The organism is Bacteroidales bacterium (assembly GCA_023228145.1).
Taxonomy (GTDB): domain Bacteria; phylum Bacteroidota; class Bacteroidia; order Bacteroidales; family CAIWKO01; genus CAIWKO01.
The window spans coordinates 86437-101057 of the sequence record JALOBU010000007.1 but is presented as its reverse complement, the minus strand read 5'-3'; the positions used below and the strand labels follow the sequence as shown (position 1 = coordinate 101057).

Sequence of the window (14621 nt, the reverse complement as noted above, 5' to 3'; positions counted from 1 at the left end):
GAGAAAATGGAAGATTATGCAGTTCGGGTAACAGGATTATCAAAAAAATATTCTTTATCGAAAAATCAAATAGGAATACCTTTTAAGGACAGAATAAATTTGTTGTTTAATAAAAACAATTACAGCAAAAATAATAACGATGAGTTTTATGCATTAAAAGATATTAATTTTGAAATAAAGCGGGGAGAAGCTGTTGGAATTATTGGTTTAAATGGAGCAGGGAAAAGCACACTTTTAAAAATACTTAGCCGAATTACAGAACCCACTACCGGCCTTATTGAGATAAATGGAACAGTGGCTTCAGTTCTTGAAGTGGGGATGGGATTTCATCCGGATCTAACAGGAAGGGAAAATGTTTTTTTGAATGGGTCAATGATGAGAATACCCAAGAAAGAAATCGAGAAAAATTTTAATGAAATTGTTGATTTTGCTGGCGTTAAAAAATTTATTGATGTCCCCATAAAACATTATTCAAGCGGGATGTACGTAAGGTTGGCATTTTCAGTAGTAGCACATGTGGATGCTGACATTTTGCTTTTTGATGAAGTTTTGGCTGTAGGGGATATTGCTTTTCAGTTTAAATGTGCTCAGAAAATCAAACAAATAATTAATCAAAAGAAAACCATGCTGATAGTTAGCCATAACATGAATGATATTCAGCATTTATGTAGTTCTGTTATTTGTCTCGATGATGGCGAAATGTTTGCTCATGATAATACAAGTGTTATTCATAAATATTATGAAAATTCATTAGCAAAATCTGATAAAAAAAATAATGTTGCTAAAAAAATAGAATTTAAAAACATATATGAAAAAGAATGGAAGGAATATAAAGACAAAGGGCCGGGAAATAATGAGTTTCGTGTGATTAAGATTTATGCAGTAAATGAGAAAACAAATAATAATGAAATTTTTTGTTCTGATGATAGTATCGGGATAGTGGTCGATTTCGAACTTTTTGTCGATAATCCGGTTTTTGATTTTTGCATATATCTTTCTTCTTTTGGTTTTTATTTTTTGTCTTCTATTTATTCTCTTGCACCAAAAAGTGAAAATAAATACTTAAAAGCAGGGATTTATAAAACCAAGTTGATCTTTAAAGAGAATTTTTTTAATGAGTCCATTATAAATATCGGGTTTTCAGTTTCTGGAGACGATAATAAAGTTATATGGTCTGACAGTGATGTATTAACTATCAAAATTAATTTAAACGAAAGAAAAAAAATATACTTAGATGGTTTTCATCAGAATGTCAGTCCACTGATGCCCGATCAGGAATGGCTCACGTATTCAATTAATACAGAAAAAAAAGAAACGAAACTTAATGAGCGGGAATAAAAAAATATTATCTTTTATTAAAAAAAATAAGGATGCAAATATCTCGCCGAACAATAATTGTTGTGATATTGATTTTACATCGAAAGTAAAATTATACAACAAATCCAGGATTATTAAGAATAAGGGCATATTGTGTTATGCTCCTCATTCAAACATTTATTTTGCAATAGGTGGTAAAATAGGCACATGCGTATGCAAGAGAACAAAACTTTACGGCTTATATCCCGAAACAACTCTAAAAGATGCGTGGTTTGGAAAAAAACGTGCTCAACTAAAAAACATTGAATTTATTGACCCTTTATCTAGGTGTTTTACCTGTCAGACCGAAATTAATGAAAAAGATTACTTTAACATATTATCAAGGTGGTATGATAAAAATACTGACTTTACCCCCTATCCTCAATCTGCCAACTTTGAACTTTCAAATTTGTGCAATTTAAAATGCCTGATGTGTTCAAAGGAATTTTCCTCCAGATTTGAAACTAATGAAGAATTTATTAAAAAAGAAGTTTATGATGAACGATTCTTAAAAGAGCTTGAAGAATTCATTCCGCATTTAAAACATGCTACATTTATTGGAGGGGAACCGTTTCTTATTGATTTATATTATAAAATATGGGATTTGTTTGCTGAGCTAAATCCCGGATGCGAGCTTTCAGTAAACACAAACGGAACTATTTTAAATAATAAAGTTAAAGATTATATGAGTCGTGGAAATTTTAATTTTTTTATCTCAATTGACTCAATAAATAAAACAACATATGGAAAAATAAGAAAAGGGGCCAACTTTGAAAAAACAATGGAGAATTTTGAATATTTTTTAAATTACTCTAAAGAATTTTCTAAATATTTTGGTTTATTTGTTTGTTTTATGAGACAAAACTGGCAGGAAATACCAGAAATAATTGACTTTGCCAATAAAAAAAATATTTCAATAACTTTTAACAGGGTTTGGTACCCAACAAATTGTGCTCTTTGGAACAGTAATTCTGATATACTGAATCGTATAATAAAAATGTATAAAAAGGTAAAATTTAAACCTAAAACAAATATCGAAAAACTAAATCAACAATCATTTCAAAGCATATTAAATCTTTCCATAAACTGGAAAAAAAAGATAGAAATTGTTGAAAAAGACAGATTGATTTATGAAAAAAAAACGGATAATGATCTCATAGCGTTACTTATCATTAAGATTAATAGCTTTATTGAGTATCATAAATTTGACAATAAAGAGATACTTGAATTAAATAAAGAAATATTCTCAAAGATTGAAGATACTGAGGACACAATAAAAAGAAAACAAATAATAATAGCCATTTTATCCACTCCTTTGGAGTTAATTTATACATCTATATATTTCTCCGGAGGAATCGATCTGGTTGTTAACTATGAAAATATTTAAGATACAAAAAGTTTTAGCCAAGCACTTATTTCTTAATTTAAGTGATAAATGCAATTTAGATTGCGGGGTTTGTTATGGCCATTTACTTTTAGGTAAAAAAACAAATATGTCATTGGAAACAGCCCAAACTGCAACGGACTTTTATTATACAAACAGAGACGTCAATTATAATTACCATTATATAATGTTTTTCGGTGGCGAGCCCCTGTTGAATTTTGATATCATCCCCAAGTATCTGGATTGGTTCAAAGAAAAATACAAAAGTTTTAAATGCAATTTTTTTCTCTTTACAAATGGGATTCTACTTGAGAAACAAAAAACGGACTACTTGCTAAGTCAAAACATTGGCATATTTATAAGTTACGATAATGATTTTGAATATTTTTCTAAACATAAAAACATCTCTGAAAAAAATTATGAGCATATAACAGATATTATTAAATATGCATGCAGCATTAATCCAGAAATGATCATACCCTATTACATAATCCATGATGGAGATGTCGAAAAGGTGGAAAGTTTCTATAACGAAATGCATCGAATGGGATTAAAAAAAGTTGCTGTTACAAGGGAAATATATACAAAATGGGATAATAAAAACAATAGGTGTATAAAAGACATTTCGTTTTTTATAAAAAAAAATACCGGATTAAAATTGCTTATATATCCTGAAATTTTAGGCACCTGCGTAAACTGCTCCCCCCATAATATTATGATTTATCCTAACGGGGACATTTTTGACCTTTGTCTGGTAAGCGGAAGTTCATTACACAGGTTAAATTTAATTCAAAAGGATGACTTATCTGTTTTTTATATGGGGAATATATATAAGGATTCAATTCTCAGAATGGATATAAGTAAAAAAAAGAATATGATTCAAGGAACAGATTATAAAATAATAAATTCCCACTGTCCTACAATAACAGCGAATCTTGAAGAAACAAAATGGCTTTGGGAAGATTAGATTAAATGAAAATACTGTTTTATTATAATTCGGTTTATTATCCGGGAATAGCTTTATTATCTTCTTTTTTAAGGGAACGGGGACATGTAACAGATTTATTATTTGATCCTGCTATTGGCAACAATCACTATCTGGATGTTCCATTAATGAACCGTTTAATAAGCAAAAAAGCCCTTATACAAAAAGCAAAGAATTTTAAGCCCGATCTGATTGCTTTTAGTTTTGTAACTAATCAGTTTATTGATATGCAATTAACCGGGCGCTGGTTAAAAAAAGAAATTTCTGTGCCCTTGATTACCGGAGGCACTCATTCCACAATAATGCCCGAACAAGTTATAAATGAAGACTGGGTTGATATGGTTTGTATAGGAGAAGGAGAGTACGCTTTGCTGGAGCTCGTCGAAAAAATGTCTTCCGGTAAAGATTATAAAGGAATATCAAATTTGTGGGTGAAGGACTCTTCGGGATATATTCATAAAAATTCTTTAGGAAAACTAATTCAAAATCTGGATGATTTGCCCTTTGCAGATATGGATATCTTTGAACAATACGGATTGATTTATGAAAGAATAGATATTATAACTGGGCGCGGTTGCACTAATGCTTGTTCTTTTTGTATCAATAGTTTTAAAAAGAAATTATATCGCGGAGAAACATATTTGCGGAGAAGAAGCCCTCGGAATGTGATTCAAGAATTAATACAGGTTAAGAAAAAATACAAACCTAAAAGTTTTCGTTTTCTTGATGACACATTTGCTTATGATATTGACTGGCTTCATGAATTTGGGCAGGATTATAATAAACATATTGCTCTGCCATATCGCTGTACACTAAACCCTGTAGTTACAGATGCCGGGATAATTTCAATACTTAAACAAAGTAAATGTGAAAGTGTAACAATGGGGCTGCAGTCTGCAAGTTCCAGAGTCCGCTCCGAAATAATGAACCGTTTCCATACAAACTCTAAAATTGTTGAAATTTCTGATCTGTTGAAAAAAAACAAAATAAATATGTCTGTTGATTTAATTTTTGGAACCCCGACAGAAACACCTGATGAAATGATGGAAACTATTGATTTTTGCTCTACATTAAACCTTAAATCAGTAACTCCAAGTTTTTTTTATCCCTTTCCCAAAACCACTTTAACAGAAAAATGTCTGAACGAGGGTTTTTTAAATTGCGAATTATATAATAAAGCTATTAATGGCGAGGGATCTTACCATACAACCCTTTTGCTAAACCATCCTTATAAAGAAGATGTTTATAAATATCAGGCCATAACACCACTATATATAAAAAGTGGAAGGTTGTTTAAAATGTTTTTTAAATGGATGTTAAATAGAAGATATGGCATTATTCATCGTTTTTTTCATTTAATTTCCGTCCCTTTAAATGAATTTTATGAATTTCGCAGAAGAATCGTTATGATTCCCAGAGTAATTAGAAAGACAAGAAAAATTGTGAAAAAGTTATGAAGATTTTATTTGTTTTTAGATGTGATTTTAACACCCAACCATTAGGAATAATGATGTTGGCCTCTGTTTTGAAACAAGCGGGACACACTTGTAATTTTATTGACCTGAGATTTGACAAGTATTTTTTAAGAAAAATCATTAATTATAAACCTGATATTCTTGCCTATTCCATCGTCAGTTTCAACTGGCAGTATTATGTAAATATAAATTTAAAAATTAAAAGACGATTGAATGCGCTTTCTGTCTTCGGAGGACCTCATTGCAGTTCATATCCAGACTTTATTAATGAAGAAGGTATAGATATTATGTGTGTGGGAGAAGGCGAGCATGCTTTTTTGGAGTTAGTTAATAATTTGACAATAAACAAAGATATAACTAATATTAAAAATTTATGGGTAAAGAAGGATGGTATAATATATAAAAACGAGCTCAGGCCCCCTTTTGAAAATTTGAATGCTCTTCCTTTTGCTGATCAGGATATAATAAGAAAATATCAATTTTATAAAAACACGGGAATGTTCTATGTTAAAACGTCAAGGGGGTGTAAATATAATTGCCCTTACTGCATAGACCATTTATATAAAAAACTTTATGTAAATAATGGAAGATATCTCAGGCACCGATCAGTACAGAATGTTATAGAAGAGCTCATTATTTTAAAGAATAAATATAAAGCCAAGTTTATTGCTTTTGTTGACGAAATTTTTGTTTTAGATAAAGATTGGTTGTTTGAATTTTCCACAGAATATCAAAAGTATATCAACCTACCCTTTGAAGCTTATGTAAGAGTTGAAGAAACAACACCAAATGTTGTTAAAACTTTAAAAGAAATGGGTTGTTATGCTTTATATCTTGGTATAGAAACTGGGAATCAGGAGTTAAGAGAAAAAGTATTACGAAGAAATATGACCAAAAAACAGATACTTGAAACATCTGCTTTAATAAAAGAAAATAATATTATACTTGCTTCTCTTAATATGACTGGCCTCCCCGACGAAACTATTGAAAATACTTTTGAAACTCTTGAGATTAATGCTCAGTGTAAAATTACATACCCATTATGTTTTATGTTTCAGCCTTTCCCAAATTATAAACTAACTCAGTATGCAATAGATAAGGGTTATTTTGATGGGAACACGAAAAGGTTAAGTAAAATAATCACAGAAGGGAAAAGCCCGCTTCATTTTGACGTTTTGAAAAAAATGGAACGCTTGCACTTTTTATTTATTATTGGTGTCAAATTACCCTTACTGATTCCACTCATTAGAATTCTAGTCAAAATACCCATGAAGCCTCTTTATAAATTAATCTTTTTTGTTTCTAAATCATACCTTGCGTTATTTATCTATAAAAAGCCCTTCATTTTGAAACAATATGTTTTATATCATCTTAAATATGTTTTTTACAAGACTGCTCCCTTTTTAATAAAAAAATAGATGTTTTTGGGGGATTATTTATGAAAGTATTACGCGGATGAGTTTATGAAAGTATTATTTATTCATAGTTTTGATTATTATGAACCTTTAGGAATCATGATACTTTCATCGGTTCTTAAAAAAAACGGACATCACTGTGAACTTCTGGATCTTAAATTTCATTTAAATTATATTTCTGAGGCAAAAAAAATAAAACCGGATGTTATTGCGTATTCCATAACAACTAATAACTGGAAGAAATATGTTGAAATAAACAAGGCTCTGAAAAAACAATTGTTTTTTTTGTCTGTTTTTGGAGGCCCTCATGCCACTTTTTTCCCGGATATTATTTATGAACCAGATGTAGATGTAATATGCAGAGGAGAGGGAGAATATGCTTTGCTCGAATTAGCCGAGGCTATAAAGAACAAAAACGATTATTCTCTTATTCAAAATCTGTGGGTAAAACAAAAAAACATAGTTGTAAAAAACGAATTACGTCCATTAATTAAAAATTTAGATGAATTACCTTTTGCCGACAGGGATTTGATAAACAAGTACAGGCATTACGAAAAGAGAAGTCGTGTCAGGACAATAACATCCAGAGGATGTCCATATAGTTGTACATATTGTTTTAATCAAAAGTACCGCGAAATATATGCAAACGGAGGGAAATATGTTAGACACCGCTCACCGGAAAATGTAATCATCGAGCTGAAACAACTAAAAGACTTATATAAACCTGTTAATTTTGAATTTCATGATGATATTTTTATTCTGGATAAAAAATGGCTTGAAAAATTTGTTGAATTATATCAAAAAGAAAAAATAAATATTCCTTTTGAAGTTAATATTAGAGTAGATCTGGTTACACAGAGAATTGCTGAGTTACTAAAAAATGCAGGGTGTTATTCTGTGCAGTTTGGTGTTGAGTCGGGAAACGCGCAAATAAGAAACAAATTATTAAATCGTAATATCAGTAATGAAATGATTTTAAATGCATCTGAAATTTTTAAAAAACAAAAAATTAAAATAAACACCTTTAATCTGGTTGGAATCCCCGGAGAAACAATTTCGGATACCATTGAAACTATCAAAATAAACGAAAAATGCAAAGTTACTTATGCTATGAACAGCATTTATCAACCATATCCCGGCACTAAGCTTGCAGAAATTGCATTTAAAATGAATTTTTATGATGGTAAAGTTGACAATTTTGATAAAAATTATTTATATGGTAAGAGTGTAATAAAAACACCGGATATAAAAAGTATTGAGCGTATTCATTACTTATTTGCATTTGGTTCGAAATATCCCCGCCTTTTGCCATTGATAAAAATGCTCATTAAATTCCCGCTCAATAAAATATACCAATCATGGTATTTTATTTATAGAGCATATTATGTGATTTTTGTTTTTAAAAGACTAAGTTTGAGAGAAATTTTTATAAAAGAAAAAAGAAAAAAATAAATTTCGAAAAATGTTATTGTCCATTATTGTTCCCAGTTACAATGAGCCGACTTTATTTAAGGTTATTGATAAAATATACAGCATAACTTTTGAGAAAAAAATAAATATTGAAGTTGTTGTAGTTGATGATGGAAGCTGTGAGGACATGAATGATTTTTTTGAATTATTTGCAACCAAATATGCCGGATTAAGATTTATAAAACATCCTGTGAATATGGGGAAAGGCGCTGCAGTCAAAACCGGGATAACAAACACTACAGGAGATATAATTATTATTCAGGATGCGGATATGGAATATGATCCAGGCGATATAAAAAAAGTTATACAGCCAATCGTTGAGAGGGAAACTCTTGTTTGTTACGGTTCAAGACACAAAGGAAAAGAGCTGAGAAAAAGATATTTTCTTTTGTTTAAAAAACATGCCAGGCACTCACTCATCCCTTATCTCGGAGGGAGATTGATTACTGCCTTATGCGATATGTTGTTTTTTGCTACACTAACGGATGTGCTTACTGGTTATAAAGCGTTTGAAGCCGGGTTTTTGAAACAAATAAATTTAAAAAGCAATGGATTCGAGATGGAGGGAGAATTAACGGCAAAAGTTTTAAAAAAGACAAAAATAACTGAGGTGCCAATTAATTTTTATCCCAGAACCTTGCAAGAGGGTAAAAAAATCAGATTAAAAGATGGTTTTAGATTATTGAGTACAATTATTAAATTTCGTTTTATTTCATAATCTTATTGATAAATGAAAGTCCTTTTTATAGGAAAATATTATTTTTTTGAAAATATACCCATAATGTTTCTTTCTGGGTACTTAAAAAAACATGGTCATGAATGTTATTACCTGGACATTAAACTGCAGCGAAACATTATCCAAAAAGTAAAAAAAATAAATCCTTCAGTAATTGGATACAATATGATTACCGGTTTTGGAAAATCGTTAATAGAAGTTAACTCTAAATTAAAAAAAAATCATACTTTTTTTTCTGTTTTTGGAGGAGCGCATTGTACATTATTTCCCGAATTAATTTATAATAACGATGTTGATGCTGTATGCAGGGGAGAAGGCGAGATCGCTTTTTTGGAATTGATAAATGCTTTGGAAAAAAAATCAGATATCAGGTTTATTAAAAATTTCTGGATTAAATCAGACGGAAAAGTATATCAAAATGAAATAAGAGATTGCCACAAGAATATTGATGAAATTACTTTTCCGGACCGCTCCATTTTTGACAGATATAATCAATATTATAAACTTGGGAGAAGAAATGTTATAACAACACGGGGATGCCCATTTAATTGTACTTTTTGTTATAGTAATGCACTTAAGAATATAATGGGTATTCATAACTCAAGTGTAAGGCAACGAAGTGTTGAAAATGTAATTCACGAATTATCCGAAATTAAAAAGAAATACAAGCCCCAAAGAATAAAATTTGTTGACGACACGCTGATTTATAATAAAAAATGGGCACTCCAATTTCTTGGTACTTATGAAAAAGAAATTAAAATTCCCTTTATTGCATGTGTGCGAATTGACTTATTGGATGAAGAGTTAATAATTTCCATGAAAAATGCAGGTTGTATGGTAGCAGAATTCGGAATTGAATGCGGTGATGAAGGGTTAAGATATAATTTGCTTAAACGAAAAATAAGTAACGAGCAGATTATTCAAACTTCACATCTGCTTAGGAAATATAAAATTAAATCAATGGCGCTTAATATGGTTGGGCTTCCAAAGGAGACAATTGAACAATGTATTGCCACTATTAAACTTAATATTGACAGTAAGGTTACCTATCCACATACAGTTATGTACACTCCTTATCCCCAAACAGAACTCGGAGATTATGCTATAAGAGAAGGTTTGTTTGACGGGGATTATAACAAAATCAGTTTTCAATTCATGTATGCCAAATGTCTTTTGAAAACCAAAGAAGCAAAGAAAATTAAAAGATTACAATACCTGTTTTCATTTTTTACAGCTTTTCCTGTTTTATTACCTATGCTGAAATTTTTGATTAAATTACCATTTACAAAATTTTATCAATTTATTTTTTTTATTCACAGAGTTATCAATCATTTATTTATTTCCAGACAACATCTTATAAGTGATTTGCTCATATTGCCTAAAATAAGAGAAAAGAATAATCAATGAAAATACTGTTTATATACTCTTATGCAAATTACGAACCGCTGGGATTAATGACACTTTCATCTGTTCTTAAAAAAGGGGGCCATCAGTGCCAGTATCTGGATTTGAAATTTGAAAAGAATATCATAAAAAAAATAAAGAAACTTTCTCCAGATATTATTTCTTATTCGTTGATTACCGGAAGTCATCATGATTATAAACAGTTTAATACTGAACTGAAAAAACATCATAATTTTATTGCCGTTTTTGGAGGGCCACACTGTACTTTTTTTCCGGAATTTATTAATGAAGAAAATGTTGATGTACTGTGCCGGGGAGAGGGCGAAAGAGCGGTAGTGGAATTGGCGCAAAAACTTCAGGATGGCAAAGAATTTATTGATATTAAAAATTTGTGGGTAAAAGAAAACAAAAATATAATTAGTAACGAACTTGATAATCTGTGTATCAACCTTGACGAAATTCCTTTTCCAGATCGCGATTTGGTTAATGTTTATTCTCATTATAAAAAGATGCAGCGCAGGGATGTTATAACTTCGAGAGGGTGCCCATACAATTGTACATATTGTTTTAACCATGCCAACAAGGCGATTTTCCGTCATAAGGGGCGTTATGTCAGGCAGCGAAGTGTTGATAATGTTATAGAAGAGATAAGGTTGCTAAAAGAAAAATATAATACAAAAAAAATTCATTTTCAGGATGATGTATTCACAGTTAACAGAAAATGGGTATATGAGTTTTGTGAGAAATACCGGCAAAAAATTCGTCTTCCGTTTGAGGTACAGTTAAGGGTTAATCTTATTGATGAAGACATTGTGAGAGAATTAAAAAGCGCTGGTTGTACATTAGCAATGTATGGCATCGAAAGCGGAAATTTCAGATTAAGAAATGAATTATTAAACCGTAATATATCTGACGAACAGATTCTTCATGCTGCTGATTTATTCAGAAAGTATAAAATAAGAACAATGTCGGTAAATATTTTGGGGCTCCCGGATGAGACCCTTGAAATGGCATTTCAGACTACTAAACTTAATATTAAATGCAGGCCCAGTTATGCCTGGAATTCTATTTACCAACCTTATCCCATGACAAAACTGGCTGAATATTCAAAGCAGCAAGGATATTTTAAAGGTGGTATTGAACTGCTTAATGATTCGTTTTTATATGGCAGGAGTGTATTAAAGACAAAAGATATCAGAAAAATTGAAAGGCTACACTATTTGTTTTCCCTGGCTGTCAGTGTCCCGTTTTTATTACCTGTTATTCGTTTGTTGACGAGACTTCCCTTTATGAAGTTCTTTCGTTTTTTGTTTTTTATGCACAGAGCTTATGCCGCGGTTGTTTCTTTAAGGCGAATTAAGTTTTCCGAAATAGTTATTTTCGAAAAAAGCCGTTTTTTTTTCTTTAACAGGAATTGGAATGATTAAAACGACTTAAAACACTTATTGTTTTATAGATAATTAAAGGGATTCGTCTTATCCGGTAGAAAAATTCTCTTTTTTCAAGCAGAGGAATGCTTACTATATATAAAAATTTGTGAATGACCCCGAAATTTGTATTTAGAAAAAGTCTTATAATAGGTTTAAAGAAAAAGGGTAAAGCAAGGTATAGCGGTAATAATGCTTTGAATTTGAATGCTTCAGTAGCATGTGGATGGTTTAAAATACTCATGGAGTGAGGATTCCCGTATCCGCTAATCATTTTGTTGTAAGCTGGATAATCAATAAGTTTGTTTTCTATGGCATAATCTCCGAGTTTGGTTTTGGGGTATGGGTAAAATATACTTGTCCAATTGTTATCAGCATTAACTTCCTCTGCCAGCCTTACGGTTTCCCACATTTTTGCCGGGGTTTCTTCCGGAATTCCAAACATGTATTCTGCATAAAGTTTTATTCCGCTTTTTTTAATGATTTTTGCAGCTTCTGTTACAGTCGAATTTTTATAATGACGGTTTAATATTTTTGAGCGCAGTTCCGGATTCCCTGATTGTATTCCCATGGCAATAGAATTGCAGCCACAGGCTCTTAATTCATTTATAACATCCTGCTTCACGCCCGAAGGAGTAATGTAGCAATGAAAAGGTAAGCCAATCTTTTTTATATACTCTATTTTAAATTCCCTGAGCCATTCCATATTTAACACAAAAACATCATCTTCAAAACGTATAGCTTTAGGTTTATATTCTTTTTTTATTAATTCCAGTTCCTCAATAATACTTTTCACACTCCGTTTTCTAAGATACGCTTGTCCGGGATATAAATCATTTCTAAAACTATTTACACAAAAAGTACATTGATACGGACAGCCCCTGCCTGTCATAAACCGGATACGTTTTCCCAAAACCCCATATTGATGATAAATGGAACGGTCGGGAAACGGATGCAGGTCAATATTTTCTGTTAAAGGCCTTAATTCATTTTTATAGACTTTTCCGTTTTTATCTTTAATCCAGAGGTTTTTAATGTGAAAAATGTCCTGATGATTTTCCATTTTTTCAGCCAGTTCGGATATGGCTTCTTCGCCATCGCCGACACAAACCATATCAACCCAATCTTCTTTAATGACTTCTTCGGGAACAGAAGTGGGGTGTATTCCGCCTACGATAATAGGAATATCAGCCGCCAATTTAAGTTTTTGCCCGAATTCCCTGAAATAATGAAAATTATTGGTAACAACAGACATTCCTATTAAGTCAGGGTTAAATGCAATAGCTTTTTTTACAAGAAAGTTTTTACTAAACAATCTGTTTAAAAAAGGAAGTTTTAGATAATAATGTTTTCCCAGGCCAGGGTCGAGTAATAAATCAACAGTGTGTCCGTGTTGCTTTAACACTGCAGTAAGAATCTCTATTCCCTTATAGTCAATTTCTCCAATGTCGAAAAAAAGGATACGCATAAAATTATTTTTGCAAAGCAGACTTTTTGGAAAATGGGCAAGAAAATAAAAAACTTCCGAATTTAACCGTAAGTAGCGTTGATAATACTAGTAAGGCAGGAAGTTTTTTTATAAAATCAAAAAAACTATGGCCGAAATCAAACCATGCGTTATTTAGGTCGGGACGCGTAAACACACCTTTAAGGTGTTTGATGTTGAAATAAAAGCTAAAATATCCGGCAAGTATGTCACGCCTGATTTCTTTCTCAGTATTTCCTTCAGGAATATAAGAAAAAGGAATTTTTTTGAATGGATTTTCAATAAAGGTTGACACTGAATTTATGTTTTCGTAATTGCCTATAATATGAAGACGATTTTGTTCTCTTGCTATATTATATAATTCTGTACCGGGATATGGTGTGGCATTGTTATATTTTACGAGGTCTAAATTGATTTTTTTTGTCAGGCTGATTGCATCCATTCTGTCTTTGTGTGTTTCTCCGGGTAGGGAAAAAATATAATTACCGCTTACATGGTATCCGATTCCCTTTGCTGTTTTAATTGCTTCAATAACACGGGCAACAGTCTCTCCTTTATTTACCGTTTTCATAAGTGATTCCGAAGCAGTTTCTATTCCGAAATATACCCCTCGGAACCCTGCCTCAAATAATTCTTTCAGAACCTCATGATTACTGTTATCTCCCCTTGCCTGAAAATTATATATCATTTTACCTGCAATAGGGCTGGATTTAATTTTCTGTGTCAGTTTAATAATTCGGTCATTATCTGCCAGCAAATTATCATCAAGAAAGTAAACATATTTACGCTTATGTTTTTGATGAAGAAGCGTCAGATCTTCTACAACACTGTCAGGGTCTCTATACCTGAATCTGCGTTGGCTGTTAATTTTATTACTGCAAAAAAGGCAATTATAAGGGCATCCGCGTGAACTCATTACAAAGCCCAGATCATACTTTTTATTTTCGAATATATGATATGGGAATTTGGGTAGAACATTAAGGTCTGTTATACCTTCAGATCTCGGATTATGAACTTTGATTTTATTTTTCCGATAAGAAAGACTTTCAATTTGCGAGATATCTTTTTGATTTCGAATACCATGATATAATTCTGAAATTATATTTTCAGCTTCGCCACGTACAACATAATCAACCTGCCAATAGTTTAAAACCTCATCCGGGCAAGCAGTAGGATGAATACCCCCGAAAATAATAATACTGTCGGGATATAACATTTTTAGTTTTTCAGAAAGCTGTAAAGCATTTTTTAAAGCAGCTGTTAGCACGCTAAACCCAAATATTAATGGCCGTGGAAATTCTTTTGTTTTTTTTTCAATTTTTTTAAGAATGTTATTTTCAACCTGTTCGTCGAAACAAACACTTTCAATTCCGTTTGCTTTGAGAACTGTCATTAAGTAACCTATTCCCACAGGAACAAAAACCGGCAGAAAAGGTTGAAAGATTTTTAAAGAGTTTCGGGGTGATGAATTGATAAATATCAT

At 31.5% G+C, this 14621-nt stretch carries 11 protein-coding genes; 9 read left to right on the top strand and 2 right to left on the bottom strand.

Translation table 11 applies throughout. The annotated features are described in order from the left end of the window. Nucleotides 1–6: 6 nt before the first annotated feature. From M0R16_05240 to M0R16_05200, 9 genes are read left to right on the top strand one after another with little or no spacing between them, the layout of a single operon-like run. Nucleotides 7–1338: an ABC transporter ATP-binding protein gene (locus tag M0R16_05240; protein MCK9612287.1), complete on the top strand. Its 1332-nt coding sequence runs from the start codon at nucleotides 7–9 to the stop codon at nucleotides 1336–1338. Next, complete coding sequence (locus tag M0R16_05235) at nucleotides 1325–2743, top strand: radical SAM protein (protein MCK9612286.1); 1419 nt, start codon at nucleotides 1325–1327, stop codon at nucleotides 2741–2743. Before M0R16_05240 ends, M0R16_05235 begins: the two co-directional genes overlap by 14 nt. After that, nucleotides 2730–3707 carry a radical SAM protein gene (locus M0R16_05230; protein MCK9612285.1) on the top strand — a complete coding sequence of 326 codons (978 nt, stop codon included), beginning with the start codon at nucleotides 2730–2732 and terminating at the stop codon, nucleotides 3705–3707. Before M0R16_05235 ends, M0R16_05230 begins: the two co-directional genes overlap by 14 nt. 5 nt (nucleotides 3708–3712) lie before the next feature. Next, the gene (locus tag M0R16_05225) at nucleotides 3713–5182 is read left to right on the top strand and encodes a B12-binding domain-containing radical SAM protein (protein ID MCK9612284.1); all 1470 of its coding nucleotides are present in this window, start codon (nucleotides 3713–3715) and stop codon (nucleotides 5180–5182) included. Next, on the top strand, nucleotides 5179–6618 hold the full coding sequence (locus M0R16_05220) for a B12-binding domain-containing radical SAM protein (protein MCK9612283.1): 1440 nt from the start codon (nucleotides 5179–5181) through the stop codon (nucleotides 6616–6618). The genes M0R16_05225 and M0R16_05220 overlap by 4 nt, the downstream gene beginning before the upstream one ends. 45 nt (nucleotides 6619–6663) lie before the next feature. Next, nucleotides 6664–8067, top strand: a complete 1404-nt coding sequence (locus tag M0R16_05215; GenBank protein ID MCK9612282.1) for a B12-binding domain-containing radical SAM protein — start codon at nucleotides 6664–6666, stop codon at nucleotides 8065–8067. Nucleotides 8068–8077: 10 nt separating this feature from the next. Then, nucleotides 8078–8803 carry a glycosyltransferase family 2 protein gene (locus tag M0R16_05210; protein MCK9612281.1) on the top strand — a complete coding sequence of 242 codons (726 nt, stop codon included), beginning with the start codon at nucleotides 8078–8080 and terminating at the stop codon, nucleotides 8801–8803. A 12-nt stretch (nucleotides 8804–8815) separates the two neighbouring features. After that, nucleotides 8816–10228, top strand: coding sequence for a B12-binding domain-containing radical SAM protein (locus M0R16_05205; GenBank protein ID MCK9612280.1), 1413 nt, complete (start codon nucleotides 8816–8818; stop codon nucleotides 10226–10228). Next, a complete protein-coding gene (locus tag M0R16_05200) occupies nucleotides 10225–11652 on the top strand; it encodes a B12-binding domain-containing radical SAM protein (protein ID MCK9612279.1) in 1428 nt (475 codons plus the stop codon). The genes M0R16_05205 and M0R16_05200 overlap by 4 nt, the downstream gene beginning before the upstream one ends. Here M0R16_05200 and M0R16_05195 read toward each other — a convergent pair. Beyond that, entirely contained in the window at nucleotides 11630–13120 is a 1491-nt protein-coding gene (locus M0R16_05195; GenBank protein MCK9612278.1) for a B12-binding domain-containing radical SAM protein, read from the bottom strand. The genes M0R16_05200 and M0R16_05195 overlap by 23 nt on opposite strands. 4 nt (nucleotides 13121–13124) lie before the next feature. Then, entirely contained in the window at nucleotides 13125–14621 is a 1497-nt protein-coding gene (locus tag M0R16_05190; protein MCK9612277.1) for a B12-binding domain-containing radical SAM protein, read from the bottom strand.

Coding starts and splice junctions, on each gene's coding strand:
- M0R16_05240 (MCK9612287.1), top strand. CDS start 7: ATGGAAGATTATGCAGTTCGGGTAACAGGATTATCAAAAAAATATTCT.
- M0R16_05235 (MCK9612286.1), top strand. CDS start 1,325: ATGAGCGGGAATAAAAAAATATTATCTTTTATTAAAAAAAATAAGGAT.
- M0R16_05230 (MCK9612285.1), top strand. CDS start 2,730: ATGAAAATATTTAAGATACAAAAAGTTTTAGCCAAGCACTTATTTCTT.
- M0R16_05225 (MCK9612284.1), top strand. CDS start 3,713: ATGAAAATACTGTTTTATTATAATTCGGTTTATTATCCGGGAATAGCT.
- M0R16_05220 (MCK9612283.1), top strand. CDS start 5,179: ATGAAGATTTTATTTGTTTTTAGATGTGATTTTAACACCCAACCATTA.
- M0R16_05215 (MCK9612282.1), top strand. CDS start 6,664: ATGAAAGTATTATTTATTCATAGTTTTGATTATTATGAACCTTTAGGA.
- M0R16_05210 (MCK9612281.1), top strand. CDS start 8,078: ATGTTATTGTCCATTATTGTTCCCAGTTACAATGAGCCGACTTTATTT.
- M0R16_05205 (MCK9612280.1), top strand. CDS start 8,816: ATGAAAGTCCTTTTTATAGGAAAATATTATTTTTTTGAAAATATACCC.
- M0R16_05200 (MCK9612279.1), top strand. CDS start 10,225: ATGAAAATACTGTTTATATACTCTTATGCAAATTACGAACCGCTGGGA.
- M0R16_05195 (MCK9612278.1), bottom strand. CDS start 13,120: ATGCGTATCCTTTTTTTCGACATTGGAGAAATTGACTATAAGGGAATA.
- M0R16_05190 (MCK9612277.1), bottom strand. CDS start 14,621: ATGATATTTATCAATTCATCACCCCGAAACTCTTTAAAAATCTTTCAA.